This is a genomic window from Halomonas sp. 141 (assembly GCF_002810305.1).
Classification (GTDB): Bacteria; Pseudomonadota; Gammaproteobacteria; order Pseudomonadales; family Halomonadaceae; genus Vreelandella; species Vreelandella stevensii.
This window is the reverse complement of the sequence record NZ_PINZ01000153.1, coordinates 1-322: the sequence shown is the minus strand read 5'-3', so window position 1 is coordinate 322 and position 322 is coordinate 1. Positions and strand designations below refer to the sequence as shown.

1 protein-coding gene is annotated in these 322 nt (G+C 62.1%); it reads right to left on the bottom strand.

The features are described 5' to 3' along the window. Window positions 1-322, bottom strand: a 322-nt coding sequence (locus CWI66_RS17785) for a transposase (protein ID WP_198517623.1), incomplete at both ends; no start/stop codon positions are given.

Here is a 322-nt window from a genome sequence, read left to right as displayed (position 1 = left end):
CGGCAGTCCTGTCTGATTGATCGGTTACCTGCTCCCCATCCTGAAACCGGACGTTGTTCACGACCAGCTCCAGCTTGCTGAACCCCTTGATGCGCTTCCAGCGTTTCTCGGCGCTCTGGAGCAGCTTGAAGACCATCGCCAGGGTCGTCGCCCGGGATCCGCAGTTCCGGCTGCGCTTGCTCCGTAGACGGACCGTGGCGAAGGTCGACTCGATCGGGTTGGTGGTGCGGATATGCACCCAGTGCTCTGCCGGGTAGTCATAGAACGCCAGCAGCTCCTCCCGATCCTTGGCCAGGCACTCCATGGCTCTGGGGTACTTGGC